This is a genomic window from Candidatus Pantoea deserta, from assembly GCF_003813865.1.
Classification (GTDB): Bacteria; Pseudomonadota; Gammaproteobacteria; order Enterobacterales; family Enterobacteriaceae; genus Pantoea; species Pantoea deserta.
Map to the genome: position 1 here is coordinate 78,966 of NZ_RMVG01000016.1, position 15,992 is coordinate 94,957.

The following is a 15,992-nucleotide window of genomic DNA, read 5'->3' on the forward strand; positions in this document are numbered from 1 at the left end:
AATCGCGTCAGTATAAGGAAATAATCGTTTCCTAATTAAGGGGCGATCATCAAGTTGTACAAAAAGCTCAGCACTTATATGACTATTTTGGAAGTGATCATTTCCATTTAAGGAGAGAAGATGAACGAAATTGAGCACCATTTTGCGCAGGTTAACGGATTGCGTATCCACTACCTGAGCGCGGGCGATCCGCAGCAGGATACGCTGGTTTTGCTGGCCGGCTTCCCGCAAAGCAGCTATGCCTGGCGTGACATTATGCCGCTGCTGACCGACCGGTTTTATGTCATCGCGCCCGACATGCCGGGACAGGGTGACTCCGATCTGCCGCAACAGGGCTACGATACCGGCACGCTGGCGGGACATATCGACGCGCTGCTTCAGCAGCTTAATCTGCCGGCGGTGTTTCTGGCGGGTCATGATGTCGGCGCATGGGTGGCTTTTGCGCTGGCCGCTCAGTTTCCTGAGCGCGTAAAAAAGATCGCTTTACTGGACGCCGGTATTCCTGGCGTGACCCTGCCTGACGCGCTTCCCGTCACCTCGCAAAGCGCCTGGAAAACCTGGCATTTTGCCTTTCACCTTGTTGAAGATCTGCCGGAAACGCTGATTTCAGGGCGAGAGGCGATCTATCTCGACTGGTTTTTCCGGCGCAAAACGGCTAATCCGCTGACCTTTGACGCGACAAAGATGCAGGAGTACCTGCGTATTTTCACCCGACCAGGCGCGCTGCGCGCCGGACTGGCCTGCTATCGCGCGGTCACGCAGTCAGCCGCGCAAAACCGCGCGCTGCTGCAAACAGGTCCGCTGGATCTACCGCTGCTGGCCGTCAGCGCTGACCAGGGATCGATAGCGGATATGGCGGAGCCGCTGCGTCAGTTTGCTCGCCATGTTTATGGCGTGAAGGTTGAGCGCTGCGGTCATTTTATTCCTGAGGAACAACCCGCGGTGCTGGCAAAACATTTCAGCGCCTTTTTTTAAGTTCTGCACAGGCAGAAGAGACGTCTTGTGCCTGTTAACCCGTTTTTATGGCTGCCTGTAATTAGGTGAAGTTATAAGCGCTTTAGGATTATTAATAATCTTGCTGATCCGCTGCATTCTCATGCTAATTGACACTTTTGTGATTTAACTCTCTGTTTTTTAATGAGTTAGGCTGTAGCGGCTCGCGTTGCTTTCTGTCCGATGCTGTGAATTAATAAAGAGTGCAAACACAACAATAAAAGCCAGCGGCCCGATCTGCTGCGCGCGCAGCCCGACAACAGGGCAATCTACAGGGAAATCATGACGGATAAAAAATCAACGCTGGCCTGGGATATTCGCGCCAGAGTGGCGGACATTGAATCTCAGCTCATTGCTCTGCGCCGCGATATTCATGCGCATCCGGAACTGGGTTTTGATACGGTGCGCACCGCTGACCTGGTCGCAGGCTGGCTCCGCGATCGGGGATTAACGCCCAGAACCGGCGTTGGTCGAACCGGCGTCATCGTCGACATCGCTGGCGCACAGCCGGGTAAAACCCTGCTGCTGCGCGCGGATATGGACGCGCTGCCGATCCAGGAACAAACCGGCCTGCCTTTCAGCAGCGTGTTTCCAGGAAAAATGCACGCCTGCGGCCATGATATCCACACCGCAACGCTGCTTGGCGTTGCCGCTATCCTGCCGCACTATCAGCAGCAGCTTCAGGGCACCGTGCGGCTGATCTTCCAGCCTGCGGAAGAGACGCCTGAAAGCGGAGCCGAGGCCATGATCGCCGACGGCGCGGCTGATGGCGTTGACTGGGCGGTTACGCTGCACAACAAACCAGAGCTGGAGGCGGGTGAGGTGGCGCTGACGCGCGGCGGCAGCACCGCGTCCAGCGACGAGTTCGACGTCAGAGTCTGCGGTGTCTCTACCCACGCGGCACGGCCTCATATGGGCGTGGATCCCATCGTAGCGACGGCGCATCTGATTGGTCAGCTTCAGACCCTTATCTCCCGCGAGCGCGATCCGGCGCACTCCGCCGTACTGACCATCGGCCATATTCAGGGCGGCGCGACGCACAATATCATTCCCGACAGCTGCCTGTTGCAGGGCACCATTCGCACTAAATCACCCCAGGTGCGGGCGGATATGGAAGCCTCATTCCGACGCGTGTGCGCGGGCGTCGCGCTGGCCATGAATGTGCGCGTTGAGGTGGATTATCTGCGCGGCGTGCCGCCGTTAATGAATGATGATCGCCTGATCGACGCGCTGGAAGGTATTCTCTCGCATCAGTTTGGCAAACCGATTGTGGCAAAGCCGAGCGACAGCTTCGGGGCAGAAGATTTTTCGCTGTTTACCGAGCGCGCGCCAGGCTGCCAGATCCATATAGGTTCCGCCACGCCAGGGCGTGACGACCATCTGCACAACTCCGACTATCAGCCAGATGAACGCAGTATTGCGGCTGGAACCGAGGCGCTGGTGCGTCTGGCCGTCGATCTGCTTACTAACAATAACGACTGAGGATAACACTATGATGATGCGCAAAGGCCTGTTCGCGGCCACACTGGCACTGGGTCTGCTGGCCCTGCCGACGCTTAGCCAGGCAAAAGATTTCGGCACCTTAAAGTTCGCTACCGAGGGTAGCTATCCTCCGTTTAACCAGACCACGCCAGGCGGCAAAATCGTCGGTTACGAGCCTGATATTGTGGCTGAACTGGCTAAGCGCGTCGGCTTTAAGTATGAAATCAGCGCCCAGAAGTGGTCAGGCATGATCCCTGGTCTGATCGACGGTAAATATGATGCCGTTATCGATGCGGTAACGGTCACGCCAAAACGCGCCGAGGCGATTGATTTTACTCAGCAGTATACCGTCAGCATCTCCAGCTTCGTCACCAGTAAAAACTCGCCGCTGGCCACCCTGCCAGGCACCGGCACTGTGGTAACTGCCGATGACGCGGCGGGGATGCAAAAAGCGATTGATGAGCTGAAAACCACTTTCAAAGGTAAAACTATCGCGGTGCAGGTCGCCACGATTCAGGCGGATTTCTTGCAAAAGTATCTGGGTGACGTCGCCACTATTCGCACCTACCAGGCCGGTCCGGAAACCTTTGCCGATCTGATGAATGGCCGCGTTGACGCGGTAATGGCGTCGCGTACCAATCTGAATGCGTTTGTGAAAAAACACGCCAGCGCCATCAGCAGCACCGGCTACGGCTTTAGCGGCGGCGTGCTGGGCGCGGGATCGGCGATTGGTCTGCGCAAAGGCAGCGCCGAGCTGAAGGCGGCGCTGGACGAGGCGCTTTCTGCGATGATCAAAGACGGCACGCTGAGCAAACTGTCTGTGAAATGGTTCGGCGAAGACGTCGCGCCGAAAGTCTGATAGCCCATGTTGACGCAAATTGACTGGCAGCTGATCGGCTTTGGCGATGAAGGCTGGGGCGGCGTGCTGCTGAACGCCGCCACGGTGACGGTCACCGTTTCGCTGTGCGCCTGGCTGCTGGGCGCGGTACTGGGCAGTCTGCTGTGCTGGATGCAGATTGCGGGTTCTCGCTGGCAGCAGCGGCTTGCGGCAGGCTATATCACGGTATTTCGCGGCGTGCCTGAGCTGCTGGTGATCTATCTGTTTTATTTCGGCGGACGTCAGGTCGTCGCTGCGGCAGGCACCGCGCTGGGGTTGCAGGGACCCTTCGACGTTAATGGCTTTATCGCCGGGGCCGTCGCCATCGGCCTGATTTCCGGTGCCTATCAGAGCAGCGTGTTTCGCGGCGCCTTTTATGCGATCCCGCGCGGGACGCTGGAGGCGGCGACGGTAACGGGCATGGGACGGCTCATGCTGTTCCGTCGCATGATTGTGCCTCAGGCATTGCAAACGGCGCTGCCGGGAATGGGTAACCAGTGGCAGTCGGTAATTAAAGAGTCGGCACTGGTCTCGGTAACCGGCCTGGTCGAAACCATGAATCAGATCACCACCGCCGCCAACTCGACGCAGATGTCATTCTTCTTCTATAGCGTCGGCGCGGTTATCTATTTGATCATTACCACCTGCTCCGACTGGGTATTCCGCGCCGTGGAAAAATTCTCCATGCGCGGCCAGCAGCGCACCCGCGTTTAAGGAAGCCCGATGGACATCTCTTTTTTACAGGACACCTTTCTGGCGTTGCTTAAGGGCCTGCCGCTGACGGTGAATCTGGCGGTACTGTCGCTGCTGGGCGGCGGCGTGTTGGCGCTGCTGCTGAATCTGCTACGCCAGACGCGCATCGGCAGCTATGTTGCACGCTTCTATGTCTGGTTGTTTCGCGGCACGCCGCTGCTGATTCAGATCTTTATGGTTTATTACGGGCTGGGTAGTCTGCCTGTCGTGCGCGAAAGCGTGCTGTGGCCGCTGCTGCGCGAGCCTTACTGGTGCGGATTGCTGGCGCTGATCCTCAACGATGCGGCCTATACCTCAGAAATTTTGCGCGGCGGGTTAAACGCTGTCAGCCGTCAGTCGCTGGAGGCGGCAAAAGTCTGCGGTATGCCGTCGCATAAGATTTTTACGCGCATCACGCTGCCTGTTGCCATTCGCCAGGCGCTGCCTGCCTACAGCAATGAAATTATCTCTATGACCAAATCGACCTCGCTGGTCAGCACCATCAGCCTGATGGAGATGACGGGCATTGCTGACTCTATTGTCTCTTCAACCTTTCGCGCGCTGGAGGTTTTCCTGAGCGCGGCAGTGATCTATCTGCTGCTGAGCATGCTGGTCAGCAAAGGCGTTTCCATGCTGGAGCGGCGTTTATCACCCTACTATTTCGGAGCGCGTTCATGACCCAACCGACTATCATGCTGAGCCATCTCAGAAAAAGCTATGCGGGACATGAAGTGCTGCACGACATTAGCCTGACGGCGCAGGATGGCGACGTCATCTCCCTGATTGGAGCCAGCGGATCGGGTAAAAGTACGCTGCTGCGCTGCATTCCGTTTCTTGAGGTGCCGCAGGCAGGCGTGATCGCCGTAGGTGAAAACAGTGTGACGCTGGATAACGCAGACGAAAAACTGAGTCGCGCTCAGCGTCAGCGTATCAAGCTGATGCGTATGCAGCTTGGCTTTGTTTTTCAGAGCTTCAATCTGTGGCCCCATAAAACGGTGATGCAGAACATTATCGAAGCGCCGGTGCACGTGCAGAAGCGTAACGTCAAAGAAGCCACCGAAGAGGCTGAAGCGCTGTTGCATAAAGTGGGACTGTATGCGAAGCGCGATGCCTGGCCGTCGCAGCTTTCGGGTGGGCAGCAACAGCGCGTGGCCATTGCGCGCGCGCTGGCGCAGCAGCCGAAGGCCATACTGTTTGATGAGCCGACTTCTGCCCTCGATCCAGAGCTGGTGGGCGAGGTTCTGCGGGTTATTCGCGGGCTGGCGGAGGAGGGGCGCACCATGATCATTGTGACGCACGAAATGGGCTTCGCGCGCGACGTGTCGAATAAAGCTGTGTTTTTACATCAGGGCATGGTGGAAGAAGAGGGAACGCCGGAACAGGTTTTTCTCGATCCGGTGTCGCCGCGCTGTCGCGCGTTTGTGAGCAGTCACTTTCAACGCAATGCCAGTTAAAACGGATAACGCGACCCAGGCTGTCCATAAAATACGGCGTCCGAAGGACGCCGTATTTCTTTGCTGATTTAACCTCTGAGCCTGAGCGGGCTACTTGCTGGGTGACTTCTTAATGAGCGACATTGCTAACGGCGCGGTATGCAGGCCTGGCAGCATAGTGAACAGCCAGACTGAAAACGTCGCGCTGTTTTCCCGTCTTTTATGGCCAGTTTACCGGCAGCTTACCCTTTACCCGCGTCTGCCCGGCGCACGACGATGCTTCACGTAAGCGCCGTGCCGCGCGCAAACAAAATGGCGACGCGCGTTGGCCCTGCGTCACACCACCTCAACCAGCTGGAAGGTCTCAAATACCAGCTCCATCTCCTGATGAAAGCTTCCCTCATTCTGAAAAAAGCGCTGATGTTCGCTGCGCCAGCTTTCAAGACTGAGATCGCCTTCCCCCTCCAGCATCGCCATTTCTGGCGTTACCCGATCGAAGCGGGTCAGAAACAGCCCTGTGGTGCGGATCACGCAGCGCGGCTGACCCGCGCCGTCCAGCACAATGCTGTAACCGCCGGGCTGCGGCTTTTCATTATCCTTGTTCCAGCCCTGTAGCGAGCCGCAGCTGGCGACTTTTTTCCCGGCGATAACCAGCGTAGCCAGACGGTCGGCCAGTTCAGCGGAGTCGCCGAACGCCCAGGCGCGGGCGTCGGGGTATTTATCAAATAACTGCTCAAGCGAAACGGACATCAGATCACTCCCGATCGGCTGCGCGAAGGCTGTTTGTCGCGCGCGTAACGGCGCACAAGCGCAAAACAGGCCAGCGGCAAAGGTAAAGTAAACAACAGCAGCAGCCACAGCAGGATATACACCGCATCCACGCCGTCATTCTGCAAATTGTTGTAGAGCTTAACCGGAATGCCCTGCGGGAAATAGGCAAAGATCATGACGATGCCAAATTCCCCGATGGCGCGCACCCAGGCCAGCGCTACAGCCGAGGCCAGCCCTGGCGCGGCGAGGGGCAGCGACAGGCGACGAAACCGCTGCCAGGGCGAGGCGCCCAGCGTGCGGCCGGCTTCAAGAATAGCAACGGGCACGCTATTAAAAGCCGATCGCGCCGCCGTGATGAAATAGGGCAGCGCGCCATACCACTGCGCCAGTACAAAGGCAGCAGGATTATTGACCAGTTCAATGCCGAAGCGCGCAAGCAGCGATCCGGCCGGTCCGTAAGGACCGTACGCGCTAACCAGTAAAATGCCCATTGCCAGCGGCGGCGTCAGCAGCGGGATCAGAACCACTAGCTCGACAATGAGGCGGGCCTTACCTCGCGCCTGCGACAGCCACCAGGCCACAGGTAGACCGCTTATCACGATGAACAGCAGGGAAATCAGCCCCAGCCCGGTTGACGTGGCGATAGCGTCGCCGTCGCCCCAGGCCAGATGAAAGTGATGCCAGCGGGTGAGGCCGACAAGCGTCAGGAAAGGTACTGCCAGCATAAACAGTGCCGGCAGCGATAACCACAGTGCTGAAGAGCGAGCGTCTTTCATTGCAGATAAAGCGCGTCACCTTTGGGCGCAGCATAGCCGTTCTGTTTATACAGCGACTGACCTGCTTTGCTCAGCATGAAATCCACAAAGGCCTGACCGGCTTTTGCTCCGTTGGGAGCATTTTTCAGCACCGCCGCGTAATAAACCAGCGGCTGGGTATGCAGGGTTTTCTCTTCGCCCTTACTGTCCTTAAGCGTAAAGCTAACGGTGTCGTACCATTTTTTTGCGTCGGCCGGATTGCTGAGGTTAACTTCATCCGGTAAGGCGACGTAGGGCAGATGCGCAGAGATCACCTCGCTTTCATAACCGGCTGCGGCGTCAACCTGATCGCTCTCCAGCCGCGCCAGCAGACCTCCTTCAAGATGCGTCTGCGCTGGATTCTGCACGCCGCCCATGATTTTGTCGGCTATGCCCGGCTTGTTATAATACTTTTCTGCCAGCAGCAGGGTGAAAACGATATTCTGACCTTTGGGATCGTTTACCGGATCGGTACGGCCAAATCTCACGCCAGGCGTCGCCAGCACGTCGAGCCAGCTGGCATCGCCCGCTTTCGCAGCGGCGGCAAACTGTTGCGCATACTGACCTTTCGGACTGTAGGCAATCACCATGCTGGTGCTGGCCACCGGGACGGCGGTCTCGATCAGACCTGCATCTTTCAGAATTTGCATCGGTCCTGGCGTAATGGAAACAAAAACGTCTGCGGCGATTTTTTTGCTGGCCAGCAGGCGCGCCATACCGTATGCGCCTTGTCCCTGTCCCTGATAGTTACCTTTATGCTCTCTGGCGAAGGCCGGGCCTAAGCTCTCATCCATAACTTTGCCCATTGAACCGGCATAGGTGACGCGAATATCCGTTGCCATTGCCGAAACGCTCCAGGCTGCGCCCATCGCAACGGCTAAAAATGCGACCTTTCTCATTCCCTTCCTCGTTATATAAAAAAGTAGATAACGATTATCCTCAGGTCATGCCCCTCAGGCAAGAGAGAAAGGAAACCCTTGCTAAATAGTGCGTAAAAGGGCGCCCAAAACTTCCGATCTCAACAATAATTAGTGAAGCGGCAAAGCCGACTCGTCTGGTACGCCAGACTTTTGATGTTAAAAATAAAAAGGAGTGCCTATGACCATCGCTACGGTTAACGCCTCATCCAGCGACCTTTCGCAGTTTGTAGGAACCCATTTCGTTTACACCTATGATAATGGCTGGAAGTATGAGTGGTATGCCCGCAATGAAACCACCTGCGACTATCGCATCCATCAGGGACTGGTAGGCGGCCGCTGGGTAACCAACCAGAAAATGAATGCGGTCCAGTTTGCGCCCGGTATCTTTAAGGTGGACTGGCATGAGCCAACAGGAACCTGCGTCAGTCTGCTTTTCGATCTCAATCGTAAGCTTCTGCACGGCACCATTTTCTTTCCTCAGTGGATCGCCGGCGAAGGTCAGCATCCTGAAAAGACCATCTGCTATCAGAATGAATTTATTGAGGATATGCATCGCTTCAGAGACGAAGGCCCTGCCTACCCCTACGTGATCATCCCGGAATTTGCCGAAGTTACCTATATGAAAAATGAGGGGCGCGATAATGACAGCGTCATTGACAGGGCGCCAGGCCAGCTGCCAGAAAACTTCTTCGAGGGAAAATAGCTAAAAGACTGCTCTGTCATGTTTTCAGGTGTCAACATTACCGGTGACAGAGCAGCGCACAAACTACTGGAGCCAGACTTCCAGTTCTTCAGGTTTCAGAGGTCGGGAGTAAAAATAGCCCTGAGCCTGATCGCAGCCAAATCGTTTTAACTCATTTAGCGTCTGAACATCCTCAACGCCTTCTGCAATCACTACATAATTAAGCTCTTTCAGCATGGTGATAATACTGCGGGCGATAATGCGCGCGGCTGTATCTGTCGCTATCTGACTGACCAGCGAACGGTCAAGCTTAATAACGTCCAGCGGCACCCTGCTCAGGTAGTTGATATTACTGTAGCCCGCGCCAAAATCGTCCAGCGCCACTGAGAACCCTTTACTTTTCAGGGCGTCAATGCCTTTTAATGCCTGAGGGCATTCAATCACTTTCTCTGTTTCCAGACACTCTACGCCCAGAAGATGGTGAGGCAGACCCGCTTTCGCCATGCTATCGACCAGCCGTTCTACAAATCCGCTGCGGGAAAAGTCCTGTCCGCTGATATTAACCGTCACCGGCAGCTGATAGCGGGTAAGCTTCCACTTCACCAGCTGTGCAATGGATTCATTGATTACCCATTCGGTCAGCAAGGCGAGCAGGTTCGTCTGACTGGCAAGCTGAAGAAAGGCCGCTGGCAACAGTTCGCCGTGAACCGCATGTTTCCAGCGGATCAACGCTTCCAGCCCGACGGTTTTGCCGGTGTGCAGGCAAATTTTCGGCTGGTACACCAGGTAGAGACCGCCGCCGCCCCGTAACGCTGCGGAAAGATCGCTCATCAGGCTCATCTCTCTTTTTTGCTGCGCCCGCAGCTCATCACGGAAGCTTAACGCCGGGATCTTCAGGCTCACCGCTTCGCGCATGGCTTCCAGCGCCTGGCTGATAATGTCTGCGGGCGGCTGAATATGGGCCTGAAACAGCGTTTCGCCTGAAAAAGGGGAAAGCGAAACCGATAACCCTTCCCCGACGTCAGCCGTAATGCCTTCCAGCCTGCCTGCGACCCAGGCGGCGCTGATACGACTGGTGTCGCTGGCCAGCAGGGCAAAACGCCCGGCAGAAAGCACATAAAACAGATCGCCTGGCGAGAGGCGCAGACGCAACGGCAGCAGCGTCGCCAGATCCTGCAATAAATTACTGACCGGCTCGATGCCCAGCGTGCGGGCCAGCTCAAAGGTGCGCGGCAGATCGAGGCATTCAATCACAATCAGACGCCTGAGCCTGTCATCCTGCGCCTGCTGAAGAAACAGTAAATCCCGTACCAGCCTGCGATGGTTGGGTAGCCCGGTCAGCGTATCGGTAAAGCCGGCCGCATGCCAGGCCGTCAGGAACGCGGTGACGAGCTGGGCCAGCATAGTTAAGGTGGCGACCTTTTCCCCTGGGAAAAGATGGGGTTCTGTATCCGTCACGCACAGCGTGCCTATGGCAACACCGGTCGGCGTGATTAAGGGAACACCGGCATAGAAGCGAATATAAGGCGAGCCAAGGACCAGAGGGTGACGCAAAAAGCGCGCATCGAGGCTGGTGTCGGGGATCACCACGGCAGCCTGGCTCTCCACCACATAGCGGCAGAGGGCGTCCTGACGAGAAGAAACGGTAAGATCAAATCGGTGCGAGGCTTTTATATACTGGCTGTCCTCATCCAGCACTGAAACAAAGCCCGCAGGAATATCCAGCACCTGACTGGCGAGAAGGACAAACTTTTTTAAAATTTCTTCTCGCTCGGCGTCAAAGGCTTTGAGCTGTTGAATCTCGTTTTCACCCGGTTTAACCGTAGCGATACTCCATAAGTCACGCATTTTTTTGCCAGTCAGAATAGGGAGAGCAGGCACCCTCCGGCTGAGCTAATTCTGAGCCATAAAGTAATTCTGCGTTTTGGCCAGCATACGCATCCCGCTCCGCCTTGTCATAATTATTTTCATCATGCAGAGGTTTTTTTACTTAAATTTATCTCTGCATGCTGCGCCTATAAAAGAAGGCGCTTTATCTAAAAAATCCGATCCGGTGAGGGTTTAATATCCAGAACCTGCTTTCACTTTCTCCGTAGACATCATTATTAACGGGTTGAAATATTTTTTTAATCTTCGCAGATAAAGTCAGATAATTTAAAAGCCTTTACTTATGGATCAATCATTTATCAAAGCCACTATTAAGCCGTAGCGTAAATTTTCCATCGTATAGTTCAGATTTGTCCTGAATAAATTATGGCGCTGAAAATAACGTAATTTCATTAACTCATTGTTAAGAAACAATAAAAATAAAAATGCGTTTCAAGGGAACTTTTCCCTTCAGACTTATTAAAACAGCGGATTTAATTTATTTTGCCGTCTGGCTTGCATCGTCTGGTTTTTGGCCCAGACTTAAATCTCTTTAGTTGTAAATGCTTTTGATTTGATTATATCAGGGTGTTTATTTCAACCGGGCATTACATAAAGGGTGAAATATGGCTTCTTCTTCACACAATGACGAACATCCGGATGCAAAGGAAGACGTTATGCATCTCGCTGAAGAAAAGCTGACCGTAACGCGGGAAAACGTTCTGGACGCTCTTGTCACCATCAGACGCCAGACGACGACGCACAACGAGCCAGTGAGTCTGATGTTACGCCGGGAAAATGTCGAGGTAACTCATGTGCCGAAAAATGAGCGCGTTGCCTCAATGCCTGAAATCAGAGAAGAAGAGGGCGTTTTGATTGTTCCGGTAGTGGAAGAAGAGGTCGAAGTCATTCGCAGGCTGGTTCTAAAAGAGGAACTTCATATCCGGCGAACCAAAGAGCAGGTTCTTTGGGAAGAGAGTGTTCCTCTGCGTAAACAGCATGTCGAGATTGACCGGAAAGAAGAGGACACCTAAGCCATCCCATCACGCAGGAGAAAAACCATGGCACACGAAAAGATCGTAACGATGTTCAGTACCCTGGCTCAGGCAGAAGGGGCAAAGCGCAGCCTGATCAAAGCGGGTTTTGCCGATCATGACATCGATGTGATTTCTGGCGAACGTCTGAAATCAGAAGGACATGAGGCTCGCCATCCCGGCTTCTGGCAGCGTCTTTTTGGCAGCACGCTCGACGAAGAGCAGAGCGGCGTGTACGAAGATGCCATCAGGTCAGGTAGCGTGGTGCTGACCCTGCGCGCAGATGAAGAACAGCTGCCGCGCGCCTATAGCATTCTTGATGCGCATGATACTGGCGAACTTCCCGGCGGTAGCGGTCTGGCGCAGGACGATGGCTACAGCGTATCCAGCGCGCGCACCGTCACCGACACAGACACCTATGCCGGCGCCGATCCCGATCTCAATCCGGTTGGCGATCGCGGCCTGACGGAGCCGGTGCGTACTTCTCTGACAGGCGATGAAAGCGAAGAAGAGGTGCTGCGTCTGGCCGAAGAGCGTCTGGAAGTCGGTAAACGTCTGGTCAGCGAAGGCACCACACGCGTGCGCCGTTATACGGTAACCGATCAGGTCTCTGAAAACGTTTCGCTTCACGAGCAGCACGCTGATATTTTCCGCCGCTCAACGGGCGACCTGGCCGCAACAGACAACGTGGACTGGGAAGATAAAACCATTGAAGTCGCTGAAACGCATGAGCAGCCGGTAATCAACAAAACGGCGCATGTCACAGAAGAAGTGGTGGTGCGTACCGATCAGAGCGAGCGCGTTGAAAACGTTACCGATACCGTGCGCCGTCAGGAAGTCGATATTGAGCATGCGAACACCGGCGTCGCGACAGACGCGTCCTTAACGGACGATGCCGCAACTGCGCGTGTCGGCGCAGTTGCAGGCACACCTTTAACGGGCGACGCCACCACTGCCCGTGTCGGCACGGAAACGGACGCTGAAGGACGAGTGGTTGAAAGAAGCGGCGCAGCCGCAGTGCAGGATGAAGATAAAACCGATCCTCTGCTGAAACGTCCGTAAGGCGGCAGGCAGCCTGACAAGGGGTCAGGCTGCCATGATCGACGCCAGTGAATATTGCAGCGGGAAAGCGGACTTTTCGCCCTGGTGTTGGCTTTTTCGTCAACCTCCCCGCCTGCACGCATCAATCTATCGGGATTAGCCCTGCATGGAATAGTTTATTCTATTGCCAGATGTTACCTGAAAAGTCGGCGCGTTCGCGTCTGAAATTGCTGTGATCTCATGGGTTCATGCCTGATCAGGGCAATCTGTCGGCACATCGGGAAAAAAAGCGTGATTATTCAGACTGCGCGTTCAAGTCAAAAGGCGTCGGTAAACTGGATAAATATGGCTTTATCCTCGGTTACATCGTGCAAATAATGAGGTAATGCTTATGTCAGAACGGCCTGATACCCAACCTCTGCCAGATGATGCAGAAATACCTGCTTACGAAGATGACGACACGAAACAGTCTTTGTAGGTCCTCTTTTTATTGTACCGCTAAATCAGAACTGGCCGTTGCGGCGGCCGGTCGCATCATTTTTATTTACGCCTTGATACAGCGTAACCTCTCTGTCGCCTCAGACAACCGCCGCATTCACTTTTCCCTCTTTTAACAGTTTCATTGTAAAAGCAAGCTTGTTCACGCGCTTATAGCTATGCGATAACGCAAATTTTGAAAACGCTTCCACTGTGATAATCCCGTTATGTAAAAGTCGCCTGAGGCTACCGGAAACGGCTATAGTTAATGCCGTATTCACATTTTCTTATCCGCAGATCCCCCTTCTGTGTGATGACAGGTTCTGACTGCTCCGAAAACTGAAAGCGCTGAAAGAGGTTGATTTTGCTTACGAATATTTCCTGGAAAATTATCCACGACGTGATCAATAAAACCATTGAAGAGATGCTGGACGAGCAGCAAACGCTGAACGTGTTATCACTGCGCGCCCGGCTACGAGAGCTGGCCGAGAACGAAACCGATGAGGTAATGGTGTTATGTTACTGGCAGGCCAGCAAAGTGCTTACGCGGCTGCCGCCGACTGTTACCGCTTCTCAACTCATGACCGCGGCGCGTCACGCTTTTCGTACGCCGCTGAATCACGATCCCCTGTAAAAACGGTCCGGCACGCAGCGGCAAACCGCAACGGCTGAAAAGCTGTAAAGTAAAACGTTTACAGCGATTTATGATGTGCAAATCTGTGCGTCCACTTTAGAAAGGAACCGACATGTCGCATTTTCGTCCGGTGGCGCTTCAGCACGCCAGCCGTCTGCTCAATCATGGTCCTACCATTTTGATTACCAGCCAGCATCCGCAAACCCAACGTCGAAACGTCATGGCTGCCGCCTGGTCAACGCCGGTTGAGTTCACGCCGCCCCGCGTGGCTATTGTGGTCGATAAATCCGCCTGGTCGCGCGAGCTTATCGAAACGAGCGGCGCCTTTGGCATCTGCGTGCCGGCCGCCGCTTATGCCGATCTGACCTATGCGGTGGGCAATACCACCGGACGTGAGCGGGATAAATTTAGCGAGTACCGCATTCAGGCCATTAACGGCCCTGAGCTTGGCGTACCGCTGCTGGAAGAGAGCTGCGTCGCCTGGCTGGAGTGTCGCCTGTTACCCGCAACCGAAGCCCAGCAAAACTACGACACGCTGTTTGGCGAAGTGGTGGCGGCAGCGGCCGACAGTCGGGTTTTTTATGACGGAAGATGGCATTTCAGCGCCGAAAACCGCGCGCTGCATACGCTGCATCATCTTGGCGGCGGCGAGTTCGTTACGGTGGCAAACGGCTTCAGCGCTACGCTGCCTGAAGCGCATTGAACAATTCAGCGAGGAAGAGCATGAAAATTAAGAGTTATGCAGCAATGCAGGCTGGAGAGGCACTGCAACCTTATGAGTACGATCCAGGTCCGCTGGACGCGGAAGACGTAGAAGTTGAAGTGGACTACTGCGGCGTCTGCCACTCAGACCTGTCGATGATCGACAATGAGTGGGGCGGCTCTACCTATCCGCTGATCGCGGGCCATGAAGTCATTGGCCGCATTGTAGCGCTAGGCGACAGCGCGCAGAATAAGGGGCTTAGCCTCGGTCAGCGCGTGGGCATTGGCTGGACGGCGAAAAGCTGTCAGCACTGCGACGCCTGCATCAACGGCGAGCAGGTCAACTGTGAAAATAACAAAGTATCGACCATCAATAACCACGGTGGTTTCGCCAGCCGTCTGCGCGCTAACTGGCAATGGGCGATCCCGCTGCCGGAAAATCTGGACGCGGCGACGGCAGGCCCGCTGCTGTGCGGCGGCATCACCGTATTCAAGCCACTGCTGATGCATAATATCACCGCAACCAGCCGGGTGGGCGTTATCGGTATCGGCGGTCTCGGCCATATGGCGATTAAGCTGCTGCGTGCGTTGGGCGCAGAGGTGACGGCGTTTAGCTCGTCGCCGTCAAAAACTGACACCATCAAGCAGATGGGGGCGGATTACGTCGTCAACAGCCGCGATCCGGAAGCCTTGAAAAAGCTGGCGGGCCAGTTTGATCTGATTATCAGCACCGTGGCGGTCGACCTTGACTGGCAGCCCTATTTCCAGGCGCTGGCGGCGAAAGGGAAATTCCATACGGTCGGCGCCGTTATGAAGCCGTTTGAAGTACAGGCGTTTAATTTGATCGTCGGCGATCGGGCAGTAACAGGTTCGTCAACCGGATCGCCAGGACAGCTGCGCTCCCTGCTCAAACTGGCGTCCCGCACGGACATCGCTCCGACGGTAGAATATTTCCCTATGTCGAAAATCAACGATGCGCTCGATCACCTGCGTGCCGGTAAGGCGCACTATCGTATCGTTCTGAAAGCCGATTTTTGATAACAAAGCGCGCCTGTCAGGCGCGCTTTTGCGTCAGAACAGACTTTTGGCCGTTCGGTCAAAATCATATCCCTCCTCTCCAGTATCGCATGGCAGGCTTCGCCGCTGGCGTCCAGCAGCGGGCTTTCCGGTTTCAGATCCGGCGCTTCCCCCTCCTCAGGCCGCTCATGACCGTTTCCAGCAACTACGGCTAATGGCCTGCAAGTCTTCGCTCTCAGCGGCTGCCTGTTTTGACGAGCGATCGCGACGGAGGAGGACGGCAGGCCTGTTTCGCGTAGTTCGACAGGCGTGATTACCGCCCGCCTGGTAGAAAATTTGTGCATGAATCATTTTATGGCTGGCGCAGCCTGAGCTGCTCACCAGCGCAACGGCTGACACAAAGATTTTAACGATCCAGACGGCTGAGCGGCGTAAACCCCACGGCGAATTGCCGCTCATCGCCTAGAATTAAGGTTCACCTGCGGCGCGCCGCAGAAGATGATAGCCAGCCTGAACCGGGCTGATTTGCAGGATGCA

General features: G+C 55.2%; 16 protein-coding genes. 12 read left to right on the forward strand and 4 right to left on the reverse strand.

Annotated features, from left to right (window positions below; all coding sequences use genetic code 11):
* The first annotated feature begins 120 nt into the window (after positions 1-120).
* The 6 genes from BBB56_RS17955 (at position 121) to BBB56_RS17980 (ending at position 5,538) form a co-directional block, all read left to right on the forward strand.
* Positions 121-975, forward strand: a complete 855-nt coding sequence (locus BBB56_RS17955; RefSeq protein WP_123802301.1) for an alpha/beta fold hydrolase — start codon at positions 121-123, stop codon at positions 973-975.
* A 300-nt stretch (positions 976-1,275) separates the two neighbouring features.
* On the forward strand, positions 1,276-2,475 hold the full coding sequence (locus BBB56_RS17960) for a M20 metallopeptidase family protein (protein ID WP_123802302.1): 1,200 nt from the start codon (positions 1,276-1,278) through the stop codon (positions 2,473-2,475).
* 10 nt (positions 2,476-2,485) lie between these two features.
* Positions 2,486-3,334: a transporter substrate-binding domain-containing protein gene (locus tag BBB56_RS17965; RefSeq protein ID WP_199756257.1), complete on the forward strand. Its 849-nt coding sequence runs from the start codon at positions 2,486-2,488 to the stop codon at positions 3,332-3,334.
* Positions 3,335-3,340: 6 nt separating this feature from the next.
* Positions 3,341-4,066, forward strand: coding sequence for an ABC transporter permease (locus BBB56_RS17970; protein ID WP_123802303.1), 726 nt, complete (start codon positions 3,341-3,343; stop codon positions 4,064-4,066).
* Between the two features lie 9 nt (positions 4,067-4,075).
* The gene (locus tag BBB56_RS17975) at positions 4,076-4,762 is read left to right on the forward strand and encodes an ABC transporter permease (RefSeq protein WP_123802304.1); all 687 of its coding nucleotides are present in this window, start codon (positions 4,076-4,078) and stop codon (positions 4,760-4,762) included.
* On the forward strand, positions 4,759-5,538 hold the full coding sequence (locus BBB56_RS17980; RefSeq protein WP_123802305.1) for an ABC transporter ATP-binding protein: 780 nt from the start codon (positions 4,759-4,761) through the stop codon (positions 5,536-5,538). Before BBB56_RS17975 ends, BBB56_RS17980 begins: the two co-directional genes overlap by 4 nt.
* Positions 5,539-5,853: 315 nt before the next feature.
* Here BBB56_RS17980 and BBB56_RS17985 read toward each other — a convergent pair whose 3' ends face one another.
* Genes BBB56_RS17985 through BBB56_RS17995 form a run of 3 tightly spaced genes read right to left on the reverse strand, consistent with a single transcriptional unit; the run spans position 5,854 to position 7,981 of the window.
* The gene (locus BBB56_RS17985) at positions 5,854-6,267 is read right to left on the reverse strand and encodes an ASCH domain-containing protein (RefSeq protein ID WP_123802306.1); all 414 of its coding nucleotides are present in this window, start codon (positions 6,265-6,267) and stop codon (positions 5,854-5,856) included.
* Positions 6,267-7,013 carry a molybdate ABC transporter permease subunit gene (locus BBB56_RS17990; RefSeq protein ID WP_370661867.1) on the reverse strand — a complete coding sequence of 249 codons (747 nt, stop codon included), beginning with the start codon at positions 7,011-7,013 and terminating at the stop codon, positions 6,267-6,269. The genes BBB56_RS17985 and BBB56_RS17990 overlap by 1 nt, the downstream gene beginning before the upstream one ends.
* Before the next feature lie 47 nt (positions 7,014-7,060).
* Positions 7,061-7,981 carry an extracellular solute-binding protein gene (locus tag BBB56_RS17995; protein WP_123802308.1) on the reverse strand — a complete coding sequence of 307 codons (921 nt, stop codon included), beginning with the start codon at positions 7,979-7,981 and terminating at the stop codon, positions 7,061-7,063.
* Positions 7,982-8,180: 199 nt separating this feature from the next.
* Between BBB56_RS17995 and BBB56_RS18000 the strand changes: the two genes are divergently transcribed.
* On the forward strand, positions 8,181-8,705 hold the full coding sequence (locus BBB56_RS18000) for a phenolic acid decarboxylase (RefSeq protein ID WP_123802309.1): 525 nt from the start codon (positions 8,181-8,183) through the stop codon (positions 8,703-8,705).
* Between the two features lie 63 nt (positions 8,706-8,768).
* On the opposite strand, the gene BBB56_RS18005 is transcribed toward BBB56_RS18000, so the two are convergent.
* Positions 8,769-10,532, reverse strand: coding sequence for an EAL domain-containing protein (locus BBB56_RS18005; protein WP_123802310.1), 1,764 nt, complete (start codon positions 10,530-10,532; stop codon positions 8,769-8,771).
* A gap of 644 nt (positions 10,533-11,176) precedes the next feature.
* Here BBB56_RS18005 and BBB56_RS18010 point away from each other — a divergent pair.
* From BBB56_RS18010 to ahr, 5 genes are all read left to right on the forward strand, one after another.
* A complete protein-coding gene (locus BBB56_RS18010) occupies positions 11,177-11,584 on the forward strand; it encodes a DUF2382 domain-containing protein (RefSeq protein WP_233593063.1) in 408 nt (135 codons plus the stop codon).
* A 27-nt stretch (positions 11,585-11,611) separates the two neighbouring features.
* On the forward strand, positions 11,612-12,646 hold the full coding sequence (locus BBB56_RS18015; RefSeq protein ID WP_123802311.1) for a YsnF/AvaK domain-containing protein: 1,035 nt from the start codon (positions 11,612-11,614) through the stop codon (positions 12,644-12,646).
* 820 nt (positions 12,647-13,466) lie between these two features.
* Positions 13,467-13,736: a hypothetical protein gene (locus BBB56_RS18020; RefSeq protein ID WP_123802312.1), complete on the forward strand. Its 270-nt coding sequence runs from the start codon at positions 13,467-13,469 to the stop codon at positions 13,734-13,736.
* 112 nt (positions 13,737-13,848) lie between these two features.
* On the forward strand, positions 13,849-14,439 hold the full coding sequence (locus BBB56_RS18025) for a flavin reductase family protein (RefSeq protein ID WP_123802313.1): 591 nt from the start codon (positions 13,849-13,851) through the stop codon (positions 14,437-14,439).
* A 20-nt stretch (positions 14,440-14,459) separates the two neighbouring features.
* Positions 14,460-15,476, forward strand: a complete 1,017-nt coding sequence (ahr, locus tag BBB56_RS18030) for an NADPH-dependent aldehyde reductase Ahr (protein WP_123802314.1) — start codon at positions 14,460-14,462, stop codon at positions 15,474-15,476.
* The last annotated feature ends 516 nt before the right edge of the window (positions 15,477-15,992 follow it).